Annotated in this window: 20 protein-coding genes and 1 other RNA gene; 6 read left to right on the plus strand and 15 right to left on the minus strand. The window is 71.5% G+C overall.

Annotation, left to right across the window (positions count from 1 at the left end):
* Nucleotides 1-60: 60 nt before the first annotated feature.
* Nucleotides 61-1,404 carry a UDP-N-acetylglucosamine 1-carboxyvinyltransferase gene (murA, locus tag AC3IYJ_RS14975; RefSeq protein WP_489401786.1) on the plus strand — a complete coding sequence of 448 codons (1,344 nt, stop codon included), beginning with the start codon at nt 61-63 and terminating at the stop codon, nt 1,402-1,404.
* Between the two features lie 241 nt (nt 1,405-1,645).
* Here the strand turns inward: murA and AC3IYJ_RS14980 are convergent, their stop codons facing one another.
* The 8 genes from AC3IYJ_RS14980 to AC3IYJ_RS15015 form a co-directional block, all read right to left on the minus strand.
* Entirely contained in the window at nt 1,646-1,927 is a 282-nt protein-coding gene (locus AC3IYJ_RS14980) for an HU family DNA-binding protein (protein ID WP_007264399.1), read from the minus strand.
* A gap of 321 nt (nt 1,928-2,248) precedes the next feature.
* The gene (locus AC3IYJ_RS14985) at nt 2,249-3,673 is read right to left on the minus strand and encodes an NAD-dependent malic enzyme (protein ID WP_489401787.1); all 1,425 of its coding nucleotides are present in this window, start codon (nt 3,671-3,673) and stop codon (nt 2,249-2,251) included.
* 537 nt (nt 3,674-4,210) lie between these two features.
* Nucleotides 4,211-6,529 carry a HelD family protein gene (locus AC3IYJ_RS14990; RefSeq protein WP_489401788.1) on the minus strand — a complete coding sequence of 773 codons (2,319 nt, stop codon included), beginning with the start codon at nt 6,527-6,529 and terminating at the stop codon, nt 4,211-4,213.
* A gap of 150 nt (nt 6,530-6,679) precedes the next feature.
* Entirely contained in the window at nt 6,680-7,258 is a 579-nt protein-coding gene (locus AC3IYJ_RS14995; protein WP_489402820.1) for a CGNR zinc finger domain-containing protein, read from the minus strand.
* A 127-nt stretch (nt 7,259-7,385) separates the two neighbouring features.
* On the minus strand, nt 7,386-7,934 hold the full coding sequence (locus AC3IYJ_RS15000) for a GNAT family N-acetyltransferase (RefSeq protein WP_489401789.1): 549 nt from the start codon (nt 7,932-7,934) through the stop codon (nt 7,386-7,388).
* A 23-nt stretch (nt 7,935-7,957) separates the two neighbouring features.
* A complete protein-coding gene (locus tag AC3IYJ_RS15005; RefSeq protein ID WP_489401790.1) occupies nt 7,958-9,106 on the minus strand; it encodes a uroporphyrinogen-III synthase in 1,149 nt (382 codons plus the stop codon).
* 159 nt (nt 9,107-9,265) lie between these two features.
* Nucleotides 9,266-10,645, minus strand: coding sequence for a nitrate/nitrite transporter (locus AC3IYJ_RS15010; protein WP_489401791.1), 1,380 nt, complete (start codon nt 10,643-10,645; stop codon nt 9,266-9,268).
* 143 nt (nt 10,646-10,788) lie between these two features.
* Nucleotides 10,789-11,784 carry a LysR family transcriptional regulator gene (locus tag AC3IYJ_RS15015; protein WP_489401792.1) on the minus strand — a complete coding sequence of 332 codons (996 nt, stop codon included), beginning with the start codon at nt 11,782-11,784 and terminating at the stop codon, nt 10,789-10,791.
* Between the two features lie 94 nt (nt 11,785-11,878).
* Here AC3IYJ_RS15015 and AC3IYJ_RS15020 point away from each other — a divergent pair, with 94 nt between their 5' ends.
* Genes AC3IYJ_RS15020 through AC3IYJ_RS15030 form a run of 3 tightly spaced genes read left to right on the plus strand, consistent with a single transcriptional unit; the run spans nt 11,879 to nt 13,729 of the window.
* Nucleotides 11,879-13,150 (plus strand): MFS transporter, encoded by a 1,272-nt coding sequence (locus tag AC3IYJ_RS15020; RefSeq protein WP_489401793.1) that lies wholly within the window; start codon nt 11,879-11,881, stop codon nt 13,148-13,150.
* Between the two features lie 49 nt (nt 13,151-13,199).
* On the plus strand, nt 13,200-13,475 hold the full coding sequence (locus AC3IYJ_RS15025; RefSeq protein WP_489401794.1) for a type II toxin-antitoxin system Phd/YefM family antitoxin: 276 nt from the start codon (nt 13,200-13,202) through the stop codon (nt 13,473-13,475).
* Nucleotides 13,472-13,729, plus strand: coding sequence for a Txe/YoeB family addiction module toxin (locus AC3IYJ_RS15030; protein WP_489401795.1), 258 nt, complete (start codon nt 13,472-13,474; stop codon nt 13,727-13,729). The genes AC3IYJ_RS15025 and AC3IYJ_RS15030 overlap by 4 nt, the downstream gene beginning before the upstream one ends.
* Nucleotides 13,730-13,787: 58 nt before the next feature.
* On the opposite strand, the gene ssrA is transcribed toward AC3IYJ_RS15030, so the two are convergent.
* From ssrA to ftsE, 5 genes are all read right to left on the minus strand, one after another.
* Nucleotides 13,788-14,176, minus strand: a transfer-messenger RNA (tmRNA) gene (gene ssrA / locus AC3IYJ_RS15035).
* 146 nt (nt 14,177-14,322) lie between these two features.
* Nucleotides 14,323-14,808: an SsrA-binding protein SmpB gene (smpB, locus tag AC3IYJ_RS15040; RefSeq protein ID WP_489364398.1), complete on the minus strand. Its 486-nt coding sequence runs from the start codon at nt 14,806-14,808 to the stop codon at nt 14,323-14,325.
* An 18-nt stretch (nt 14,809-14,826) separates the two neighbouring features.
* Nucleotides 14,827-16,056 (minus strand): S41 family peptidase, encoded by a 1,230-nt coding sequence (locus AC3IYJ_RS15045; RefSeq protein ID WP_489401796.1) that lies wholly within the window; start codon nt 16,054-16,056, stop codon nt 14,827-14,829.
* A gap of 67 nt (nt 16,057-16,123) precedes the next feature.
* Entirely contained in the window at nt 16,124-17,044 is a 921-nt protein-coding gene (ftsX, locus tag AC3IYJ_RS15050) for a permease-like cell division protein FtsX (protein ID WP_489401797.1), read from the minus strand.
* Nucleotides 17,045-17,061: 17 nt separating this feature from the next.
* Entirely contained in the window at nt 17,062-17,751 is a 690-nt protein-coding gene (ftsE, locus tag AC3IYJ_RS15055; protein ID WP_214953925.1) for a cell division ATP-binding protein FtsE, read from the minus strand.
* A 224-nt stretch (nt 17,752-17,975) separates the two neighbouring features.
* Here ftsE and AC3IYJ_RS15060 point away from each other — a divergent pair, with 224 nt between their 5' ends.
* Nucleotides 17,976-18,170, plus strand: a complete 195-nt coding sequence (locus tag AC3IYJ_RS15060; RefSeq protein ID WP_330296638.1) for a hypothetical protein — start codon at nt 17,976-17,978, stop codon at nt 18,168-18,170.
* A gap of 98 nt (nt 18,171-18,268) precedes the next feature.
* On the opposite strand, the gene prfB is transcribed toward AC3IYJ_RS15060, so the two are convergent.
* Entirely contained in the window at nt 18,269-19,378 is a 1,110-nt protein-coding gene (gene prfB / locus AC3IYJ_RS15065) for a peptide chain release factor 2 (RefSeq protein ID WP_489401798.1), read from the minus strand.
* Between the two features lie 320 nt (nt 19,379-19,698).
* Between prfB and AC3IYJ_RS15070 the strand changes: the two genes are divergently transcribed.
* Nucleotides 19,699-20,709: an isopenicillin N synthase family dioxygenase gene (locus AC3IYJ_RS15070; RefSeq protein ID WP_489401799.1), complete on the plus strand. Its 1,011-nt coding sequence runs from the start codon at nt 19,699-19,701 to the stop codon at nt 20,707-20,709.
* A 52-nt stretch (nt 20,710-20,761) separates the two neighbouring features.
* On the opposite strand, the gene AC3IYJ_RS15075 is transcribed toward AC3IYJ_RS15070, so the two are convergent.
* Nucleotides 20,762-22,015, minus strand: a complete 1,254-nt coding sequence (locus AC3IYJ_RS15075) for a serine/threonine-protein kinase (RefSeq protein WP_489401800.1) — start codon at nt 22,013-22,015, stop codon at nt 20,762-20,764.
* Nucleotides 22,016-22,047: the final 32 nt, after the last annotated feature.

Consider the following 22,047-nt stretch of genomic DNA (forward strand, 5'->3'; position numbering starts at 1 on the left):
GGTGCTGCCCCTTACCCTTTTCACTGGCCCCCTGCCCATCCCTCCCGGAACGCGAGATTCATGACCGGCATCAGCGACGATGTACTGCTTGTTCACGGTGGAACCCCGCTCGAGGGCGAGATCCGTGTCCGCGGCGCGAAGAACCTCGTACCCAAGGCGATGGTGGCGGCCCTGCTGGGCAGCGAACCCAGCAGACTGCGCAACGTTCCGGACATCCGTGACGTCCGGGTCGTGCGCGGGCTGCTCCAGCTGCACGGCGTGACCGTGCGCCCCGGCGACGAGCCGGGCGAGCTGGTGCTCGACCCCTCGCACGTCGAGAGCGCCAACGTCGCCGACATCGACGCGCACGCGGGCTCCTCGCGCATCCCGATCCTGTTCTGCGGCCCGCTGCTGCACCGCCTCGGCCACGCCTTCATCCCGGGCCTGGGCGGCTGCGACATCGGCGGCCGGCCGATCGACTTCCACTTCGAGGTGCTCCGCCAGTTCGGCGCGACCATCGAGAAGCGCGAGGGCGGTCAGTACCTGGAGGCCCCGCAGCGCCTCCGCGGCTGCAAGATCCGCCTGCCCTACCCCTCGGTCGGCTCGACCGAGCAGGTGCTGCTGACGGCCGTCCTGGCCGAGGGCGTCACCGAGCTCAGCAACGCCGCCGTGGAGCCGGAGATCGAGGACCTCATCTGCGTACTGCAGAAGATGGGCGCGATCATCTCCATGGACACCGACCGGACCATCCGGATCACCGGTGTCGACCGCCTCGGCGGCTACAACCACAAGGCGCTCCCGGACCGGCTGGAGGCCGCCTCCTGGGCGTCCGCGGCGCTGGCGACCGGCGGCAACATCTACGTGCGCGGCGCCCAGCAGCGTTCGATGATGACCTTCCTGAACACCTTCCGCCGGGTCGGCGGCGCCTTCGAGATCGACGACGAGGGCATCCGCTTCTGGCACCCGGGCGGCCCGCTCAACGCCATCGCGCTGGAGACCGACGTCCACCCCGGCTTCCAGACCGACTGGCAGCAGCCGCTGGTCGTGGCGCTGACGCAGGCCACCGGCCTCTCGATCGTCCACGAGACGGTCTACGAGTCCCGCCTCGGCTTCACCTCGGCGCTCAACCAGATGGGCGCGCACATCCAGCTCTACCGGGAGTGCCTGGGCGGCAGCGCCTGCCGCTTCGGCCAGCGCAACTTCCTGCACTCGGCGGTCGTCTCCGGGCCCACCAAGCTCCAGGGCGCCGACCTGGTCATCCCCGACCTTCGCGGCGGGTTCTCGTACCTGATCGCGGCGCTCGCGGCCGAGGGCACCTCGCGGGTCCACGGCATCGACCTGATCAACCGCGGCTACGAGAACTTCATGGAGAAGCTCGTGGAACTGGGCGCCAAGGTCGAGCTGCCGGGCGGCGACCTCGTCTAACGGGGCTCCGCCGCACGGCGGAGCCCCGTAGACCCCGCAGACCCCGTAGATCGCCACAGACCGCCCCAGAACGCCCCCAGAGGCCCCGTACAGGGCCTGTGGGGGCGTTCTGGCGTTCCGGGACCCCGGAGGTGCGCCGGGACGGCAGAGAGGCGGCCACCCGGTGCCGGGTGGCCGCCTCTCGCGTACTACGTACTACTGCCGTCCCGAGGGCCGCTGCGGCCCTCGGCACAAGGGCGGACTACTTGCCCTTGGCGGCTTCCTTGAGCTTGGAGCCCGCGGAGACCTTCACGCTGTAGCCGGCCGGGATCTGGATGGGGTCGCCGGTCTGCGGGTTGCGCGCGGTGCGAGCGGCACGGTGGGTGCGCTCGAAGGTCAGGAAGCCGGGGATGGTGACCTTCTCGTCGCCCTTGGCGACAATCTCGCCGACGGTCTCGGCGAGCGCGGCCAGAACGGCGTCGGCGTCCTTGCGGGTCACCTCGGCGCGCTCGGACAGAGCGGCCACCAGCTCACTGCGGTTCATGTTGTACTCCCGTGTTCAACGTGCCTTAGAGGCGTGAGATCGAAGCCGATGCTGCCAGGGCCCTAGGACAGTCCCCGGACCCGGGTCTGACGTCAGACCCTCTCGCCCGGTTACGCATCCTGCCCCCACCAGCGGCGGGAAAGCCAATCCGGCACCCGCCGGGGTCACACGAAAAGCGCCACAGTCACGCCGCGGTGACGCTCCGTCCGCACCAGAAGGCGTACCGGACGGTGTCCGGAAGAAGCGGACCGCGGGCCACGCGGGCATCCCCGCAACCCTAGAGGCGGCCCGGGGGGCCCGCATCCCGCGACGCGCCGGGGATCAGGCCGAGGTGGGGGGCACCACAGCGGCCGAGGCGGCCTTGCGGACGGCTCCGGCGACCGCGCCCGCGACCTTGTCGTTGAAGACCGACGGGATGATGTAGTTCGCGTTGAGCTCGTCCTCGCCGACCACGTCGGCAAGGGCGCTCGCGGCGGCCAGCATCATCTCGGTGTTGACCGTGCGCGACTGGGCGTCGAGCAGGCCGCGGAAGACGCCCGGGAAGACCAGGACGTTGTTGATCTGGTTCGGGAAGTCGGAGCGGCCGGTGGCCACGACGGCGGCGGTCTGGCGGGCGACGGCCGGGTCCACCTCGGGGTCCGGGTTCGCGAGCGCGAACACGATCGCACCTTCGGCCATGGCGGCCACGTCGTCGCCGGACAGCACGTTCGGGGCCGAGACGCCGATGAACACGTCGGCGCCGACCACGGCCTCCTTCAGGGTGCCCGTGTAGCCCTCGGGGTTGGTGTTGTCGGCGATCCAGCGCAGCGGGGAGTCCGCGGCCGCGTCGACGAGGTCGGGGCGGTCCGCGTGCACGACACCGTGGATGTCGGCGCTGACGACGTTCTTGACGCCCGCTGCGAGGAGCAGCTTGAGGATGGCGGTACCGGCCGCCCCGGCGCCCGACATGACCACCTTGACGTCGCCAACTGTCTTGCCCACCACGCGCAGTGCGTTGGTGAGGGCGGCCAGGACCACGATGGCGGTGCCGTGCTGGTCGTCGTGGAAGACGGGGATGTCCAGGGCCTCGCGCAGCCGGGCTTCGATCTCGAAGCAGCGCGGCGCGGAGATGTCCTCGAGGTTGATGCCGGCGAAGCCCGGGGCGATCGCCTTGACGATCGCGACGATCTCGTCGGAGTCCTGGGTGTCCAGGCAGATCGGCCACGCGTCGATGCCCGCGAAGCGCTTGAAGAGGGCCGCCTTGCCCTCCATGACGGGCAGCGCGGCCATCGGGCCGATGTTGCCGAGGCCCAGCACGGCGCTGCCGTCCGTCACGACTGCGACGGAGTTGCGCTTGATGGTCAGACGCCGGGCGTCCTCGGGGTTCTCGGCGATCGCCATGCACACGCGGGCCACGCCCGGGGTGTAGATCATCGAGAGGTCGTCGCGGTTGCGGATGGGGTGCTTGGAGGCCATCTCGATCTTGCCGCCGAGGTGCATCAGGAAGGTACGGTCGGAGACCTTCCCGAGCGTGACCCCGTCGATCCCCCGCAGCTTGCCGACGATCTCGTCCGCGTGCGCCGTGGAGGTGGCTGCGATGGTGACGTCGATGCGGAGCTTTTCGTGGCCGGAGGCGGTCACATCGAGGCCGGTGACGGAGCCACCGGAGGACTCCACGGCGGTGGTGAGCTGGGAGACCGCGGTTCCGCTCGCGGGCACTTCCAGGCGGACCGTCATCGAGTACGAGACGCTGGGCGCCGTTGCCATGGCCGTGTTCCTCTTCTGTCCCTGGTTCTTCTGTACACGCAGGGTCCTACGGCGCGCCCCCAGAACACGGCAGGTGCGGCAGGACCTGTTGTCCGATCGTCCCACCTACCAGCCGGTACAAGGTAACCAGCTACAAATTTCGGAAAGACACTTCCACCATACGAGATAATCGGGGTCTTCGGAATGGGTGGCCCATACAAAAAGGTCCGCGCCCCCCACTGGGTGGAGGACGCGGACCTGGTGCTTCGTACGTCAATGACACCGACCCGCCATGCTCGCCTCGCGGCAAGTGGTCGCTCTAGGCGACGAAGGTTGGGCCCGGGGGCTTGGATCGAGTCGGTGCCTTCACCAGGCTAACAAAGGTTCGCCGGAAGTGATCCCCCTACCGGCAGAAGGTTCCGCCGACCACGCGAGTGGGCGCCGACCAACCAGCCGTACCGTCCGGCCGACCACCCCCACGGACCGGGCGTACGAGGCCCTGAGCGGCCCGGAGGACCACGAGTGAACAGCCACCCGGCCCCGGACCGCCCGCCCCCGCTACGGCTGGAGCAGCGCCGCGACGCCCTGCGCGTCCGGGGTGTCCTGCGCCGTGGAGATCACCGTCAGCTGCTGCGTCGCACGGGTCAGGGCCACGTAGAGCACCCTCAGGCCCGCCGGGGACTCGTCCGCGATCTCCGCCGGGGAGACGACCACCGTGGCGTCGTACTCCAGGCCCTTCGCCTCCAGGCTGCCCAGCGCGACCGCCCGCTCCCCCAGGTCGGCGAGCCACTGGGCGGCCTCCACCCGCCGGTCCATGGCCACGACCACGCCGACCGTGCCGTCCACCTGCTCCAGCAGCCGCCGGGTCTCCTCCCGGACGGTGTCCGCCAGGTCCTCGGCGACCGCCGTGAACCGCGGCTCCAGGCCCGTGGAGCGCACCGCCGTCGGCGGCTCCATGCCCGGCGCGGCCAGTTTCAGCACCCGGGAGGCGACCTCCGCGACCTCGGCCGGGTTGCGGTAGTTCACGGTCAGGGTGAACCGCCGCCGCGGCCGCGAGCCCAGCGCCTCGTCGCGCGCGGCCGCGGCCTCCTCCGGGTCCGTCCACGAGGACTGCGCCGGGTCCCCGACCACCGTCCAGGTGCCCATCCGGCCGCGCCGGCCGACCATCCGCCACTGCATCGGCGTCAGGTCCTGCGCCTCGTCGACGATCACGTGCGCGTACTCGGTGCGCTCCGCCGCGAGCCGCTCGGCCCGCTCCCACTGGGTCTCCTCGCGGGTCGGCATCAGCTCCTCCAGCCCGGTCAGCTGGTCCAGCGGGTTCAGCTCCCGCTTGCGCTTGGGCCGCGCGGGCGCGCCGATCAGCTGCAGGAGCTCGTCCAGCAGCGCCACGTCGTGCACCGACAGCGGGCCCTTGCCGTCCGGGCCCACCCGACGCAGGGAACGGGCCAACTGGCGGGTCTCGCGCGGGTTCAGGTCCCGGCGCGACCAGCGGCCCAGGCGCCGCTCGTCGGCCATGGAGGCCAGCACCGTGCGCGGGGTCAGCTCGGGCCACCAGGCGTTCAGGAACTCGATGAAGGCGTCCTCCGTCGAGATGTCCTCGTCGAAGGCGGACCGAAGCTCGGCGGCGAGCTCCGGATCGCTGTGCCGGCCGGCGCCGCCGGACTTCGAGTACAGCGCGTCCAGGAGCAGCTTGCGGGCGCGCGGGCGCAGCAGGTTCACCGGGGCCGTGCCGGACAGCACGTTCTGCCGGATCCTGTCGAGATCGGCGGCCTCCAGCTCCTGGCGGCGCCCGAAGGCCACCACCCGCAGCCGGTCGGGAGCGGTGCCGCCGGGACCGCCGAGCTCCAGGGCTCCGCGTACGGCCTTGCGCAGCACCTTCAGCATCCGCGACGAGCCCTTGATCCGGGCCACGGTGGGATCGTCGTACGTGGTCGCCTCGGCCCCGTCGACGAGCGAGCCGAGCGCGCGGATGGCGACCTGGCCCTCTTCGCCGAGGGAGGGCAGGACGCCCTCGGTGTACGCGACGAGCAGCGGGGTCGGGGAGACGATGAGGATGCCGCCCGAGTAGCGGCGCCGGTCCTGGTAGAGCAGGTAGGCGGCGCGGTGCAGGGCGACGGCGGTCTTGCCGGTGCCCGGTCCGCCCGCGACCTCGGCGACCGAGGCGGCGGGCGCCCGGATGACGAGATCCTGCTCGGCCTGGATGGAGGAGACGATGTCGCGCATCGAGTGCGTACGGGCCCGCCCGAGAGCGGCCATCAGGGCGCCGTCGCCGATGGCGGGCAGTTCGCTCCCGCCGAGGAAGGCCGTGACCTCGGGACGCATCAGGTCGTCCTCGACGCCGAGCACCTTGCGGCCCTTGGAGCGGATCACGCGACGGCGTACGACGCGGCCGGGCTCCTTGGGCGTGGAACGGTAGAAGGGCGCAGCCGCGGGGGCCCGCCAGTCGATGACGAGCGGCGCGTAGTCGGAGTCGAGGACCCCGATGCGGCCGATGTGGAGCGTCTCGGCGATGTCCGCCGTGAGATCGGCGCGGATCGCGTCGTCGGCGGGCTCGACGGAGGTGAACGCGCCGTCCGGCCCGCGCTCCCCGTCCTTGCCGAGGACCAGGTCGATCCGGCCGAAGAGGAAGTCCTCGAACTCGTTGTTGAGACGGTTGAGGTGGATTCCGGCTCGGAAGACCTGTGCGTCCCTCTCCGCGAGGGCGCCGGGCGTGCCGACCTGGCCACGCTTGGCGGCGTCGTTCATCAGGAACTCGGCCTCGTGGATCTTCTCCTCAAGGCGTCGGTACACGTGATCGAGATGCGTCTGCTCGACCGCGATCTCCCGATCGCGGACGGAATCCGCCGTGCTGTCGACAGCGGCATTCTGCGCGGCCACCAAGGCCCCTTTCGGTCGTGCATGGGCGACCGTCAACCGTACGCGAAGGGGCCCCCGCGCGCACGCCCGTTCCGGGACGGCTCGCGGATCAAGACGAAGATCACGTCCGGCGGGTGCCGGAGGGACGCCGGACGGGCACCCCTGGCGGGGTCATCCGGGCCTGGATTCGAGCACGCGGCGCCGGTGCCGGGCCACGCGTTCGCGGTTCCCGCACAGCTCGCTGGAGCACCAGCGGCGCCGGTGTCCGCGGGAGGTGTCGAGGTAGACCCGGGCGCACCCGTCCCCCTCGCAGACCCGCAGCAGCGCCCGGTCCCCGGGGTCGGTGAGCAGCTCCACCGCGTCCCGGGCGACGGCGGCGAGCAGTCCGGCGCATTCGACCCCGCCGCACAACTCCCGGACGAGGTGACCTTCTTGGTCCTGTACGGCACACAGTCCCGGGGGTGGACCGGCGGCCGCCGCGTTGACCCGGGCCAGCGCGGCCCCGGGCGGCGGGGCCCCCGCGAGCTCGGCCCGTACGAGGCTCTCGACGTCGGCGCGCAGCACCTGGAAGGCCTGTACCCAGTCGGCTCCCACCCGGGCGAGCGGGGTCCGGTCGGGCACCAGCCCGGCTCCGGCGAGCCACAGCCGCAGCTCGTCCCCGTCCCGGATCCCCTCGGCCCGCTCGGCGTACCGGTCGGTCCCGAAGGTGGCCACCAGGTCCAGGCAGACCCGCCCGGAGTCGAACCACATGCCCGTCACCGCCTCACTGTTGGGCGTGCCCCCAGAGTGCCCGCCCCGCGGGCGGGCGGCTAGAGGGCGAACGGCGGGAAGACGGGCGGGGCGGGGGAGCGGCGGGGCCTGGCGCGGCGCGGCGGGATCAGAGAGCGGGCGGGTCGTCGTGCAGCAGCCGCTGGAAGAGCCGGTGGTCGCGCCAGGCCCCGTCGATGTGCAGGAACTTCGGCGCGAGCCCGTACTGCTCGAAGCCCGCCTTCGCCAGCACCCGCTGCGAGGCGAAGTTGTCGACGAGGGTCCCGGCTTCGATCCGGTGCAGTCCGACCTCGTCACGGGCGATCCGGCATACCTCCTCCAGCGCGGCGGTGGCCAGCCCCTTCCCGGCCCACTCCTGGGCGATCCAGTAGCCGACGCCTCCGCTGCGCAGCGGCCCGAGCGCGATGGAACCGAGGTTGATCGCCCCGATCCGTTCGCCGGTCGCGACGGCCACGAGCACGAACGGCCGCGCCCGCCCCCCGTCCCGGTCCTGGAGGAGGCTCTCGATCCGCCCCCGCTGCCCGGCCTCGGTGTAGAACCCCTCGTCCCGCCGGGGCTCGTAGGGGGCCATGTAGGCCCGGTTCCGGTCCAGTACGTCGGCGAGCCCGGCGGCGTCCGCCGTCCGGATCTCCCGCATCTCCACACCATCAACGATCATCCGGGCACGCTAACGGACCCCCGTCAGTCCGCGCAGGCGCCCGCGTCCAGCGACAGCCGGTAGCCCCGCTTGACGACGGTCTGGATCAGGTTGGGCACCCCGAGGGCCACCCGCAGTCGGGCCATCGCCGTTTCCACCGCGTGCTCGTCCCGGCCCGCGCCCGGGAGGGTGCGCAGCAGCTCCGAGCGGGCCACCACCCAGCCCGGCCGGCGGGCCAGGGCGCGCAGCAGGGCCATGCCGGCCGGTGGGACCGGGCGGAGCTCGTCGTCCAGGAGGACCGCGTGGCCGCGCAGCTCCAGCCGGTGGCCGGCCACCGGAAGCACCCGGGCCCGGCCGGGGAGTTCCTGACAGAGGAGCTGTACGAGGGGGCCGAGCCGGAAGCGTTCGGGCTGGACCGTGGCCACCCCTTCCGCCTGCAACGGCAGGGCCGTCACCGGGCCCACGCACGCCGACAGCACCGCCCCGCCGGTCAGCGCCGCGAGCACGGGTTCCCGTACGCCCCGCTCCTGGGCCCGCGACAGCATCGAGGCGGCCGCCGGCGCCGAGGTGAAGCCGATCGCGTCGACCCCGCCTGCGACCACCGCGTCGAGCAGCCGGTCCAGCGGACCGAGGTCCTCGGGGGGCATCCAGCGGTACACCGGTACGCCGACCACCTCGGCCCCGCCCGCCCGCAGCGCCTCGATGAACCCGGGCAGCGGCTCGCCGTGCAGCTGGAGGGCGATGCGCCGGCCGGCCACCCCGGCCGTCAGCAGCCGGTCCAGTACCTCGGCGAGCGATTCCGACCCCGGGGACCAGGTCTCCACGAGCCCGGCGGCCCGGATCGCACCCTTGACCTTCGGCCCGCGCGCCAGCAGCTCGGTCTCCCGCAGCCGCCCGAGCAGTTCCTCGCCGAGCCCCCACCCGTCGGCGGCCTCGATCCAGCCCCGGAAGCCGATGGCGGTGGTGGCCACGACCACGTCGGGCGCGCAGCCGATCAGTTCCTTGGTCGCGGACAGCAGTTCGGTGTCGTCGGCGAGCGGCACGATCCGCAGGGCGGGCGCGTGCAGCACCGTGGCCCCCCGGCGGCGCAGCAGGGCGATGAGGTCGTCGGCCCGGCGGGCCGCGGTGACTCCGATGGTGAAGCCCGCGAGCGGCCCGGCGGCCGGGACCGGCCCGGTGGGGGTGTCGTACATGGTGACCTGCCTCGCGCAGTGGTCGGGTCCGGCATCCGGGCCGGTATCGGATCCGTTCCGGGCTCCGGTATCGCGTTCGCGTGAACCGAGCCTGCCCTGGGGGCGTATCAGGCTCGGTTCACGCGTATTTCGGTGCCGTTAACCAGGGTGTGGCGGCCGTTACACCGAGGTGAGCTGCGGCTTCGCCTCGGCGCCCGGTGCGGGGATCATGACCCGGGCGGGCCGGCGAAGGTATACCGCCCACGTGACGGCGCAGCACACCGCGTAGAAGCCGAGGAAGGTCACGAAGGCCGCCGTGCCCGAGCCGGAGCCGAGGAACGCGGCCCGGAAGACCAGGTTGATGCCGAGCCCGCCGAGGGCTCCGACCGCGCCGATGAGTCCCATGGAGGCACCGGACAGCCGCCGCCCGTACGCGGCCGCGTCCTCGCCGCCCATGCCGCGCACCAGTGCCTTCACCTGGAAGATGCCGGGGATCATCTTGTAGGTGGAGCCGTTGCCGAGCCCGCTGAGGACGAACAGTGCCACGAAGCCGACGAGGAACACCGGCAGGGACTCCCGTACGGAGGCCAGGATCACCACTCCGGTGGCCGCCGCCATCCCCACGAACGTCCCGAGGGTGATGCGCGCCCCGCCGAACCGGTCCGCGAGGGCCCCGCCGACCGGCCGGATCAGCGAGCCGAGCAGCGGCCCGATGAAGGTGAGCGAGGCCGCCTGGAGCGGGGTGCGGCCGAACTGCGTCTGGAGGACCAGTCCGAAGGCGAAGCTGTAGCCGATGAAGGACCCGAAGGTGCCGATGTAGAGGAACGCCATGATCCAGGTGTGGGGTTCGCGGACCGCCTCCAGTACGGCGCCCGTGTCGTTGCGCACCGGTGCCAGGTTGTCCATCCGCAGCACGGCGAGCGCGGCCGCGATCACGATGAGCGGGATGTAGGCGCCGAGCAGCAGCCTCGGGTGGCCGGCCCCGGCCACGGCGATGACCAGGAGTGCGGCGAGCTGGACCACGGGTACGCCGATGTTGCCGCCGCCCGCGTTGAGGCCGAGCGCCCAGCCCTTCTTGCGCAGCGGGAAGAAGGCGTTGATGTTCGTCATCGACGAGGCGAAGTTGCCGCCGCCGACCCCGGTCAGCGCGGCCACCAGCAGGAAGGTGCCGTACGAGGTCCCGGGCTCCATGACCAGCCAGGCGGCCGTGGTCGGCGCGAGCAGCAGCACAGCGCTGACGACCGTCCAGTTCCGGCCGCCGAAGCGGGCCACGGCGAAGGTGTAGGGAATGCGGACCAGGGCGCCGACGCAGGTGGCGGTGGCGATGAGGAAGAACTTGCCGGCGGGGTCGATCCCGTACTTGGGTCCCATGAAGAGGACCATCACCGACCACAGGGACCAGATCGAGAACCCGATGTGTTCGGAGAACACGGAGTAGACCAGGTTGCGCCGGGCGGTCTTCTCCCCCGTCTCCCTCCAGAAGGTCTCGTCCTCGGGATCCCACCGCTCGATCCAGCGGCTCCCCTTGCGCGGTGCGGTCGTAGCGGTCGTACTGGTCATCACACGCCTCCACAGCTGCTGCGATCACGTCGCATCGCGGCGCGCCTCGTATCGTCGCGTCGCATCTCGTCCGTGGTGACGACCGTAGAAACGGCTCGTTTCGGCCCCGGTCCCCGCCGGATGACCGCCGGGAAACCTTGCTCTCACCCGCCGCCGGGGCCCGGTGTGAGCGTGGCCGCCGCCGCGCCGGCGGGTGCGGGCAGCCAGCTGTCCGGGGGCACCTCCAGCCAGCCGTGCCCCGCGGCGAGCTCCGCCGCGGCGGCGTGCAGGGCGTCCAGCCCGGGGTGGGCGAAGCCCTTGCGCCACACCATCGACAGCGGCGACAGGGGCACCGGGCCGGTCAGCGGCCGCTTCACGCAGCCGGGCAGGTCGACGAAGCCGACCGTGGCCAGGACCGGGTTCCCGGTCTTGGCCATGACCCGGCGGAACTCGTCCTTGCCGACCGCCACCGGCGCGGGCGGCGCCGCCTCGATCCCCCGCCCGGCGAACAGCTCGCGGGCCAGCCCGGTCCACTCCAGGGTCCGCGGATTGCCGGCCCCGGCGTACACGGTCTCCCCCGCGAGCGCCTCCAGCGGTACGTGTTCCAGCGCGGCCAGCGCGTGGGAGTCGGGCAGCAGCACCGCGAGCGGCTCGTACCGTACGGGCGCCTGCGCAAGGCGGGCCCGCAGTGCCGGGGCGAGGCCGTCGGCGTACCCGAAGGAGACGTCGAGGCGGCCGGCGGCGATCTCGGCGGCGGCGTGCGTGAGCCCGGATTCGAAGCGGGCCATCAGCTCGCAGTCGGGGGCGAGTTCGCGGGCCCGGTCCAGGACGGTGCGGGCGGTGCCGGGGCCGTCGGTGTTGAGGTCGACGAGCAGCGGCCGGTACCCGCCGTCCCCGGCGAAGGCGGCGGCCAGCTCCTCGTGGGCGGCCAGCACCCGGCGGGCCAGCGGCAGCAGCCGCTCCCCGTCCGCGGTCAGCTCGACGGCGCGGGTGGTGCGGACGAACAGGGGTGACCCCAGGCCTTGTTCGAGGCGCCGCACGTCCCGGCTCAGGGCCTGCTGGGCGACGTACAGGCGGGCGGCGGCGCGGGTGAAGTGCAGTTCCTCGGCCACCGCGAGGAAGGCGCGCAGCAGCCGGGGGTCGAGGTCTCGGGGCGTCACCCCAGGAGACTAACGGCGATTGACAACGAGAACCGGTGAATCGCGCCCGAACAGGTGTTGGACCGGCGGCGGCCCGCACCCCGAGCCTTGTGCCATGCCCACCACGACCACGGCCGCTTCCCCCGGCTCCTCCGGCCCGCTGATGACCGTCACCGGGACCACCCTGGTCCTCGCCGCCTCCCCGGCCACCCGGGCTCGACCGGCCCGCGTTCCCGGCCCCTACCGGCGGCTGTTCACCCTCCCGGGCACCCGCGGGTTCACCACCGGGAACCTCATCGCCCGCCTGCCCATGGGCATGTTCGGCATCAGCGCCGTCATGATGATCGCGGGCCAGCGCGGCTCGTACGCCCTCGCCGGCGCCGTGGTCGCGGCCGGCCTGGCCGCCACCGCGGTCGTGGCGCCGTGGACGGCCCGGCTGGTGGACCGGCACGGGCAGGCGCGCGTCGCCGTCCCCGCCACCCTGATCGCGGTCCTCGGCTCCGTCTCCCTGATCGTGTGCGTCCGTACCCAGGCCCCCGCCTGGACCCTGTTCGCCGCCTACGCCGCCACCGCGACCACCCCCAACATCGGCGGCATGTCCCGGGCCCGCTGGACCCACCTGCTGGGGGGCGACCGCGCCGCGCACCACACGGCGATGTCCTTCGAGCAGGCCGCCGACGAGCTGGCGTACATGCTCGGCCCGGTGGCCGCCGCCTTCCTGTGCACCGCCGTCTTCCCGGAGGCGGGCACGCTCACGGGCGCCGCGCTGCTCCTGGCCGGCATGCTGGTCTTCACCGCGCACCGGGGCACCGAGCCGCCGCCGTCTCCGCCCTCCCGCTCCGGCGCCCGCCTGCGCGGCCTGTTCCCCCTCCTGCCCCTCTTCCTGGCCCTCGGCGCGATGTTCGGCTCGCTGGAGATCACTTCCGTCGCCCACCTCGGCGCCCACGGCCTCGGCGCGCTCTCGGGCCCGGTCCTCGGCCTCCAGGCGGCGGGCTCCTGCGCGGCCGGTCTGCTCTACGGAACCCTCCGCCCGCGCGGACTGACCACCTGCCTGGCCGCCCTGGCCGGGGCCATGACGCTCCCCTGGGTGGCCGCGGCCACCGGCTCGGTGCTCCCCCTGGCCCTGGCACTGCTGCTGGCCGGCATGGCCACGGCCCCGGTCATGGTCACCGCGATGTCCCGGATCCACCGGGTGACCCCGCCGGGCCGCCTCAACGAGGGCATGACCCTGGCCGTCACTGCACTCTTCGCCGGCATAGCGACCGGCTCCGCCGGCGCCGGCGCCGCGATCGACCACCTGGGCACGACAGCCCCGTACGCCCTCCCGGCGGCGGCGGCCCTACTGGCCCTCCTCATCGGCACGGCAGGGCGACGGTACAAGTTTTAGGTACAAATCTGGTACCGTAAATAGGTACCGTCGAGAATGGAGTGACGCCATGTCCATAAGCGCCAGTGAAGCCAGGGCGACCCTGTTCCCGCTCATCGAACGCGTCAACACCGACCACACTCCGGTACGCATCACCTCCAAGAGTGGCGACGCCGTCCTCATGGCCGCCGACGACTACGACTCCTGGCAGGAAACCGTCTACCTGCTCCGATCCCCGGAGAACGCGAAGCGCCTGATGGAAGCAGTCGCCCGCGACCGGGAAGGCGCGACCACGGTTGCCAAGACCCTTGACGACCTGAGGGAGATGGCCGGGGGCGAGGAGTGAGGAGCATCCACTTCGACCCCGCCGCCTGGGACGACTTCCTCTTCTGGCTCTCGTCGGACCGGAAGATGGCCCGCAGGATCACCCGCCTGATCGGCGAGATCCAGCGCGACCCGTTCAGCGGGATCGGCAAGCCCGAGCCGCTGAAGGGCGAGCTGTCGGGCTACTGGTCCCGCCGGATCGATGACGAACACCGTCTCGTCTACCGGGCGGACGAGAAGGAAGTGAAGATCCTCAAGGCCCGCTACCACTACTGACTCGACACGACAAAGGCCCCGCAGCCTGATGGCCGCGGGGCCTTTGTACAACATGGGGTTGTGGAGATGGCGGGAATCGAACCCGCGTCCAACGGTGCAGAAGTAGGGCTTCTCCGAGCGCATTCCGCTGCGCTTTTCTCAGCCCCGGAGATCACACGGACAAGTCTCCGACGGGCTCAGTCACTGTTTGATTTCCCTCAAGCTCCCGCGACCGGAGCTAGAGGTTTAGATCCCTTGTTGACGCCAGGATCCGGACCGGGACCACTTCCGGGCTGACGCTCCTCACAGAGGCTTCAGCTCACTGTTATTAGGCAGCGAGGGTGAAGCGGGAGTTATCGCTCTTGGAGTTGGCGATTATTGTTTGCGACATATGGTTAACGAGATCATTGCCGCTTTCTCGGCTCGCTTCCCCTACATCGACATCCGCTGTCGAAACCGATCATCCCCATGTTTCACGCTATTCAGTTAGGCAACAGGTCCTGGCGGCTCCACCGGTCGTACCGGTCTCGTCAGGCCTGTTCTCCCAGCCACCACCCGCAAGCGCGTGGTGCTGACGCCATCGTACGCGAAGTGGACCACCGTGTGCCAGAAGGTTAAAGCTGGCCGCGCTCCTTGCGCTTGACGGCCGAGATCACCCGGTTCGTCTCGCGCGTGTCCTGCTTCTCGCGCAGCGACTGCCGCTTGTCGTACTCCTTCTTGCCCTTCGCCAGCGCGATCTCGATCTTCGCCCGGCCGTCCTTGAAGTACAGGGCGAGCGGCACGATCGTGTTGCCCGTCTCCCCCGTCTTCGACTCCAGCTTGTCGATCTCCTCGCGGTGCAGGAGGAGCTTGCGCTTGCGCCGCGCGCTGTGGTTCGTCCAGGTGCCCTGGCTGTACTCCGGCACGTGCACGTTGTAGAGCCAGGCCTCGCCGCTCTCCACCGACACGAAGCCGTCGACCAGCGAGGCACGGCCCTGGCGCAGGGACTTGACCTCGGTACCGGTGAGCACGAGACCGCACTCGTAGGTGTCGATGATCGTGTAGTCGTGCCGCGCCTTCTTGTTCTGGGCGATCAGCTTGCGCCCTGTTTCCTTTGCCATAGTGCGGTCATTTTCGCACTACGGACCCACACCGATGCCACTCAATACCGTGCGGGCCCGATCCTCCACCCCGTCCGCCACCGCCAGGTCCGGGGCGATGCCGCCGCCGTCCAGGCTGCGGCCCGCCGGAGTGCGGTACGTACCCACCGTCAGCTCCGCCACCGACCCGTCCGGGAGCTCCGTCGGCATCTGCACCGAGCCCTTGCCGAAGGTCCGGGTGCCCACGGCCACCGCGCGGCCGCGGTCCTGGAGGGCGCCGGTCACCAGCTCGGCCGCGCTCATCGTGCCGCCGTCGATCAGCGCCACCAGCGGCCGCGCCGTGTCCCCGCCCGGGGTCGCGTAGAGGGCGTGCTGGGCGCCGCGCACGTCGTACGTGGCCACGAGCCCGCCGTCCAGGAAGGCGGATGCGGCCGTCACCGCCTCGGTGACCAGCCCGCCCGTGTTGCCGCGCAGGTCGAGCATGACCCCGCGGCCGGGCGGGGCGGCGCGGACGGCGGCCCGGACGCTGTCGCCGGAACCCCGGGTGAAGGAGGCCACCTTGATGACGGTGATCCCGCCGGGGATCTCCCGTACGGTCACCGGCTCGGCACGCAGTTCCTCGCGCCGCACGGTCTCGGTGAGGTCCACGCCGTCGCGGGTCAGGTTCAGGACGACCTGGGTGCCGGCGGCGCCGCGCAGCAGGGCCACCACCTCGGCGACGCGCAGCCCGGTCACGCCCTGCCCATCGATGCTCAGCAGCCGGTCCCCCGCGCGCAGCCCGGCCCGGGCGGCGGGGCCGCCCGGCTGGACCCGGTCGACCTCGATGCGGCCGTCGCGCGAGCGTCCGGCCCACAGGCCGACCCCGGTCCAGTGGCCGTCCAGGTCGTCGGAGAAGGCCTCGTACTCGCTCTGGTCGTAGACCATGCCCCAGCGGTCCCCGCTGCGGCTCACCACGTCCTCGGCGGCCTTCTTGGCGGACTTGCCCTCGGCGACGGCCTCGGCGGCCGCCCCTGCCACCGCGTCGCGGTCGGCGGTGGCGGTCCCGCGGGGCGTCGCGGACCCCCCGGGCCGCACCGGCGCGGCAGGACCCGTACGGGCCACCAGGGCGGACGGGGCCGCGGCGGGATCCCTGCGGTCGCCCTCCCGGTCCCAACTGCCCGTGCACGAACCGGCACCGACGGCCGCACAGAAGGCCAACGTCAAAGCGGCCCCGCGACGCAGGTCGCGGGGCCGGAGACAGAAGGCGGGGATACGCGGCAGACGCGGCATGGCGCCGAGTCTAGGACAAGCCCCGCGGCGGTACGGCTGGTTGACCGGACCGCCCGCGGGGCGCTTGTCACACCTTCAGGTACTTGCGCAACGCGATGAACGCGGCGAGCGAGGGCATCAGGACGCCGATGACGAGCACCAGCGGCAGCTTGGTCAGGACCGAGTCCCAGCCGATGAAGTTGATGAGCTCCATCCTGGCGCGCAGCCCGAAGCCGTGGTCGATCACGAAGTACTGGCCGGCGCCGAGCATGCCGCAGGCGAAGAAGGCGCCGATGAGGCCGGCGAAGGCGGCCTCCATGATGAACGGCACCTGGATGTAGAAGCTGGAGGCACCCACCAGCCGCATGATCCCGGTCTCGCGCCGACGGCTGAAGGCGGAGACGCGCACGGTGTTGACGATCAGCAGCAGCGCCACGACCAGCATGATCAGCATGATGCCGAGGGCGGCCCAGTTGAGCGCGCCGAGCAGCTTGAAGAGGCTGTCCAGCACGTTGCGCTGGTCCTCGACCGACTGGACCCCGTCGCGGCCGGAGAACGAGGTGGTGATGACCTTGTACTTCTCCGGGTCCTTGAGCTTGACCCGCAGGGACTCCTGCATCTGGTCCGGGGTGATGGAAGCGGCCAGGGCGGTGTGCCCGTACTGCTCCTGGTAGTGCTTGAAGGCCTCGTCGGCGGACTCGTAGGTGACCTTGTCCACCAGCTCCATCTTCTCGAGCTCGGTCTGGATGGCCTGCTTCTGCTCGGGGGTGACCGCACCCTTCGAGCAGACCCCGCCGGTGCCCTCCGCGTCGTTCTTGTTGCAGAGGTAGACCGTGACGTTGGCCTTGTCGTACCAGTAGCCCTTCATCTTGCTCACCTGGTCGCGCATGAGCAGTGAACCGCCGAACAGGGCCAGCGAAAGGGATACGGAAATGATGACCGCGAAGGTCATGGTCAGATTGCGGCGGAGACCGACCCCGATCTCCGACATGACGAACTGGGCGCGCATCGCGTCTCAGGAGCCTTTCAGTGCTGGTAGCCGTAGACGCCGCGCGACTGGTCGCGGACGAGACGGCCCTGCTCGAGTTCGATGACGCGCTTGCGCATCTGGTCGACGATCTGCTGGTCGTGGGTCGCCATGATCACGGTGGTGCCGGTCCGGTTGATCCGGTCCAGCAGCTTCATGATCCCGACGGAGGTCTGGGGGTCCAGGTTGCCGGTGGGCTCGTCCGCGATCAGCAGGGCCGGGCGGTTGACGAAGGCGCGGGCGATGGCCACGCGCTGCTGCTCACCACCGGAGAGCTCGCCGGGCATCCGGTCCTCCTTGCCGCCGAGGCCGACGAGTTCGAGGACCTGCGGGACGGCCTTCTTGATCTCGCCGCGGGGTCTGCCGATGACCTCCTGGGCGAAGGCCACGTTGTCGGCCACCGACTTGTTGGGCAGGAGCCGGAAGTCCTGGAACACGGTCCCCAGCTGGCGCCGCATGTGCGGAACCTTCCAGTTGGAGAGCCTGGCGAGGTCCTTGCCCAGGACGTGCACCTGGCCGTGGCTCGCCCGCTCCTCGCGCAGGATGAGCCGCATGAAGGTGGACTTGCCGGAGCCGGAGGAGCCGACCAGGAAGACGAACTCGCCCTTCGCGATGTCCAGGGAGACATCTCTGAGTGCGGGACGGCTCTGCTTCGGGTAGGACTTGGAGACGTTGTCGAATCGGATCACGGGTGCACCACGGTCGCCGGGAGTAGGTGTGCGTGACCATACGCGAACGGGCGCGAGGTGGGGACCCGGCGTCCGGAGTTGCCCGATATATCCCCTGGTCCCGGGCGTGCGCGACCGCGATTGCCCGGACGGGCCGCGCCTAATGTCTCCAGAGCTGGCACAGTGGTAGGGGAACGGAGTCGTTCCCGCTGCCGTTGTACCCGAGGGGACGAAAGGAGGAGCGCATGACATATGACCGGCTCGTGTGCGCGAACTGCGCCGCACCCGTGAACCAGGGCCGCTGCCCGGTGTGCCGGGCGAACCGCCAGCGCCTCCAGCAGGAGGGCCCCTTCTCCGGCGGCCTGAACCCGATGGCGCTGATCGCGCTGCTCGTGATCCTGGTGGCCGCGCTCGCACTGGTGGCCCAGCAGACGGCGTAGCTCTTCAGCCGCCACGTACCGATCGCACGTACGACGCGAGGGCCCGGACACCTCTCAGGTGTCCGGGCCCTCGTGCGTGCGCTTGCGCGACGAGCTGCTTACGCGGTCTGCTCCTGCTGCTTGCGCCAGCGGATTCCGGCCTCCAGGAAGCCGTCGATCTCGCCGTCGAGCACCGCCTGCGGGTTGCCGACCTCGAACTCCGTCCGGAGGTCCTTGACCATCTGGTACGGGTGCAGGACGTAGGACCGCATCTGGTTGCCCCAGGAGCTTCCGCCGTCCTTGAGCGCGTCCATCTTGTCCTTCTCCTCCTGGCGGCGCCGCTCGAGCAGCTTGGCCTGGAGGACGTTCATGGCGCTGGCCTTGTTCTGGATCTGCGAACGCTCGTTCTGGCAGGAGACCACGATCCCGGTCGGCAGGTGCGTGATGCGCACCGCCGAGTCGGTCGTGTTGACGCCCTGCCCACCGGGGCCCGAGGCGCGGTACACGTCCACGCGCAGCTCGGCCTCGTCGATCTCGACGTGGTCGCTGGTCTCGACGACCGGCAGCACCTCGACGCCCGCGAAGGACGTCTGGCGGCGGCCCTGGTTGTCGAAGGGCGAGATCCGGACGAGGCGGTGGGTGCCCTGCTCGACGGAGAGGGTGCCGTACGCGTACGGGGCCTTGACCACGAAGGTGGTCGACTTGATGCCGGCCTCTTCCGCGTAGGAGGTCTCGTAGATCTCGGTCGGGTAGCCGTGGCGCTCGGCCCAGCGCAGGTACATGCGCTGCAGGCGCTCGGCGAAGTCGGAGGCGTCCACGCCGCCCGCCTCGGCACGGATGTTGACCAGCGCCTCGCGCTCGGCGTACTCGCCGGAGAGCAGGGTGCGGACCTCCATCTCGTCCAGCGCCTTGCGCACGGAGACCAGCTCGGTCTCCGCCTCCGCGAGGGTGTCCGCGTCTTCCATCTCCACGGCGAGCTCGAAGAGCACCGCGAGGTCGTCGATGCGCCCGCGCAGGCTCTCCGTCTTGCGGACCTCGGCCTGGAGGTGCGAAAGCTTGCTCGTGATCTTCTGGGCGGCGTCCGGGTCGTCCCACAGGGACGGCGCGGCGGCCTGCTCCTCGAGCACGGCGATATCTGCCCTCAGCTTGTCGAGGTCCAGGACGGCCTCGATCGACCCCATGGTCGAGGAGAGGGACTTCAGCTCTTCGGAAACATCGACGACTGCCACGGGTCCAGCGTAGCCGGTCCCGGGAGGCACCTCTCCGGCCAGGCCGAATCCCTCGTATTGGCGGCCGATCGCACGGGCGTACGCTCACCGTATGACCGTTCTTCTCCTCGTCAAGCGGCGCCATGTGGATCACATGCGCGTCACTACGACGAGCTGTCTGCCGCCGGACCTGCACCAAGCCTGATCAACCCCGATCCGACTTGGTCCTGTACGTGGCCTCGCGCTCCCGGCGCCAACCCCTGCCGGCCTGCCCCTCACCGGCCACGGCCCCCCGCCATCCCCGGGGAACAGGACCCCGTGACATCCGAAACGGAGCCGTCATGCCGTCCGCGCACTCTTCCGAATCCCTTCCCGTCCTCGACCTCTCCCGCGCCGATGATCCGGCCCTGCGCGACTCCTTCCGCAAGGACCTCCACGCGGCCGCCCGGGACAGCGGTTTCCTGCACCTCACCGGGCACGGCGTCACCGCCGCCGAAACCTCCCGCATCCTCGAGCTGACCAGGGCCTTCTTCGCGCTCCCGGAGGCCGACCGGCTGGCCGTGAGCAATCTGAACTCCCCGCACTTCCGCGGCTACACCCGCATCGGCCACGAGCTGACGGGCGGAGCCTCCGACTGGCGGGACCAGCTGGACGTGGGGGCGGAGCGGCCCGCGCCCGCGGTGGGGCCGGACGACCCGGCCTATCTGTGGCTGGAGGGCCCCAACCAGTGGCCCGAGGCCCTTCCGGAGCTACGGGACGTGGTGCTGCAGTGGCAGGCCCGGCTGGCGGCGGTCGCCCACCGCCTGCTCCAGGAGCTGCTGGCCTCGATCGGCGCCCCCGCCGACTTCTTCGACGCCGCCTTCGCGGACCGCCCGCACCTGCACACGAAGCTCATCCGCTACCCGGGATCGGCCCCCTCCGGCGCGGACCAGGGGGTCGGGGCCCACAAGGACTACGGATTCCTGACCCTGCTGCTCCAGGACTCCGTGGGCGGGCTGCAGGTGGTCCGGGACGGGGCCTTCCTGGACGTTCCCCCGATGCCGGGAGCGTTCGTGGTCAACCTCGGCGAGCTGCTGGAGATCGCGACGGAGGGGTACCTGACGGCGACGGACCACCGGGTGGTCAGCCCGGCCGGCGAGGTGGAGCGGTACTCAGTGCCGTTCTTCTACAACCCGCGCCTGGACGCCGTGGTCGAGACGGTCCCGGGCGACTACCTGCGCTCCGCCCCGGGGGTCGCGCACGACGCGTCGAACCCGCTGCACGCCGAGTACGGCCGCAACGAGCTGAAGGGCTGGGTCCGCGCCCACCCGGGGGTGGCGCGGCGCTGGCACCCGGAACTGGTCGACGCATAGCCACCGCCGCGGGGTCCGGGCGGAGCCCAGCGGCTCCGCCCGGCTCCGCGGGTCAGGGACCCGTCGAGCCCGACTGCTTGCTGTCCTGCGGCGGCGGCGAGTCCGAGGACACCGCCAGCCAGCTGCCGACCCCCACCGCGGCGGCCAGCGCCACCGCGGCGGCGGACAGCGCCAGGCGGCGCTTGCGGACCGTCTCCGCCCGGTGCCGCGCGGAGCCAGGCCGGTGGCCGCCCGCGGGGCGCGGGACCCGGGCGGTGCCCAGCGCGCCGCCCGCCAGCTCGTCCGGCCCCGGCACCCGCATCGAGGTGTGGGTGTCGCGGTTGGAGTCGGTGGAGGAGCCCGATCCCGGAACCAGCGGGACCACGCCGCGGCGTCGGACCGGGTCCGTCGCCAGGGCCTCCGGTTCCGGTGCGTCCGCCGGCTCCGGCTCGTCCGGCTCGTCCACGTCCAGCGGCGGCATCCCCGCCAGCAGCGGCTGCAGGTCCCGCAGCCGCAGGGAGAGCTCCGAGGCGCGCAGCCGCGAAGCCGGGGCCTTCGCCAGGCACTGGACGATCAGCTGCCACAGCTCGTCGGGGATCCCGGGCAGCGGGACGACGGTCTCGGTCACGTGGCGTCGTAGGACCGCCCCGGGATGACCGCCGCCGAACGGGGTGAAACCCGCCAGCAGCTCGTACAGAACGGTGGCGAGGGCGTAGATGTCCACCGCCGCGCGCGGGGGCAGGCCCTCCACTATCTCGGGAGCCAGATAGTCCGGGGTCCCGATGATCCGGGTGGTCGGGGACGGGACCCGGCCGCCGGAGGCCCGCCTCGGCGAATCGATGAGCTTGGCCACGCCGAAGTCGGTGAGCAGCGCCGGATGCGCGCCGCCCGGCCCGAGCGGGCCCTGCATGTCGAGCAGGACGTTCTCCGGCTTGACGTCCCGGTGCACCACCCCGGCCGCGTGCGCGGCCGCCAGCGCGTCCGCGACGTCCGCGACGATCGCGACGGCCGCCTCGGGGGCGAGCCGCCGCTCGCGGTCGAGGCGCGTGCGCAGGTCCGTACCGCGTACGAGGTCCATGACGAGGGCGAGGTCGTTGCCGTCCACGACGAGGTCGCGGACGCAGACGACGTGCGGGTGCTCCAACCCGAGCAGTGCGCTGCGCTCCTGGACGAACCGTCCGACCAGTTCCTGGTCGGACGCGAGGTCTTCGCGCAGCAGTTTGACGGCGACGGGGCCTTCCGGCCCCTCACCCAGCCATACCGTGCCCGCGCTGCCGCGCCCAAGGATCTGGTGCGCGGTGTACCGGCTGCCGATCTTCCGTGCCACGACTGCTCCCTCAGCGGCTGGCGTACGCACCA

This window comes from Streptomyces sp. GL_140 (assembly GCF_057834465.1).

Coding starts and splice junctions, on each gene's coding strand:
- murA (WP_489401786.1), top strand. CDS start 61: ATGACCGGCATCAGCGACGATGTACTGCTTGTTCACGGTGGAACCCCG.
- AC3IYJ_RS14980 (WP_007264399.1), bottom strand. CDS start 1,927: ATGAACCGCAGTGAGCTGGTGGCCGCTCTGTCCGAGCGCGCCGAGGTG.
- AC3IYJ_RS14985 (WP_489401787.1), bottom strand. CDS start 3,673: ATGGCAACGGCGCCCAGCGTCTCGTACTCGATGACGGTCCGCCTGGAA.
- AC3IYJ_RS14995 (WP_489402820.1), bottom strand. CDS start 7,258: ATGTGGTTCGACTCCGGGCGGGTCTGCCTGGACCTGGTGGCCACCTTC.
- AC3IYJ_RS15000 (WP_489401789.1), bottom strand. CDS start 7,934: ATGATCGTTGATGGTGTGGAGATGCGGGAGATCCGGACGGCGGACGCC.
- AC3IYJ_RS15005 (WP_489401790.1), bottom strand. CDS start 9,106: ATGTACGACACCCCCACCGGGCCGGTCCCGGCCGCCGGGCCGCTCGCG.
- AC3IYJ_RS15010 (WP_489401791.1), bottom strand. CDS start 10,645: ATGACCAGTACGACCGCTACGACCGCACCGCGCAAGGGGAGCCGCTGG.
- AC3IYJ_RS15020 (WP_489401793.1), top strand. CDS start 11,879: ATGCCCACCACGACCACGGCCGCTTCCCCCGGCTCCTCCGGCCCGCTG.
- AC3IYJ_RS15025 (WP_489401794.1), top strand. CDS start 13,200: ATGTCCATAAGCGCCAGTGAAGCCAGGGCGACCCTGTTCCCGCTCATC.
- smpB (WP_489364398.1), bottom strand. CDS start 14,808: ATGGCAAAGGAAACAGGGCGCAAGCTGATCGCCCAGAACAAGAAGGCG.
- AC3IYJ_RS15045 (WP_489401796.1), bottom strand. CDS start 16,056: ATGCCGCGTCTGCCGCGTATCCCCGCCTTCTGTCTCCGGCCCCGCGAC.
- ftsX (WP_489401797.1), bottom strand. CDS start 17,044: ATGCGCGCCCAGTTCGTCATGTCGGAGATCGGGGTCGGTCTCCGCCGC.
- AC3IYJ_RS15060 (WP_330296638.1), top strand. CDS start 17,976: ATGACATATGACCGGCTCGTGTGCGCGAACTGCGCCGCACCCGTGAAC.
- AC3IYJ_RS15070 (WP_489401799.1), top strand. CDS start 19,699: ATGCCGTCCGCGCACTCTTCCGAATCCCTTCCCGTCCTCGACCTCTCC.